The organism is Massilia sp. PWRC2 (assembly GCF_049896725.1).
In the GTDB taxonomy this organism is placed as follows: Bacteria; Pseudomonadota; Gammaproteobacteria; order Burkholderiales; family Burkholderiaceae_D; genus JAFCUW01.
Genome location: NZ_JAFCUW010000056.1, coordinates 1 through 561, shown reverse-complemented (window position 1 = coordinate 561; position 561 = coordinate 1). Strand labels below are relative to the sequence as shown.

Annotated in this window: 1 protein-coding gene; it reads left to right on the top strand. The window is 61.5% G+C overall.

Features of this window, described 5'->3' with window-relative positions:
• Window positions 1-459 (top strand): tyrosine-type recombinase/integrase (locus ACP7BZ_RS23015; RefSeq protein ID WP_426117531.1); only part of this gene is annotated, 459 nt, incomplete at its 5' end.
• Window positions 460-561: the final 102 nt, after the last annotated feature.

The following is a 561-nucleotide window of genomic DNA, read 5'->3' as shown; positions in this document are numbered from 1 at the left end:
ATCCGCCTGCGCGGCAAGGGACGCAAGCAGCGCTCGCTGCCCCTGTGGAAGAGTTCGGCCCAGGCTGTGCGCGACTGGTTGCACCTGAACCCGCAGTTGCACGATGAGTTGCCGCTGTTGCCCTGCCGCGATGGACATCCGATGACCAGGGCCAACGTCGCCCAGCGACTTCGACTGGCCGTCGAGGCAGCGTCGATTCGCTACCCACAGCTCAAGACGATACCGGTGTCGCCGCACGTCGTGAGACATTCCACGGCAATGTGCCTGCTGCAGTCGGGTGTCGATCCCTGCGAGATCGCGCTTTGGCTGGGTCATGAGAGCCTGTCGACGACTCACATGTACGTGGAAGCAGATCTCGCTATGAAGGAGCGCGCACTGGCGCGACTTAAGCAACCAGAGATCAAGCAAGCCCGATACCGCCCACCGAAGTCACTGCTGGCGTTCCTGCAAGGGCTGTGATTATGCGAAGTTGCATCGTCGCTACGGAGCGACGCGACCACGGAGCTGACATCCACGACGTGACGTCGACTTCGCATAAGCGCCGACTTCGCCTTATTCTTG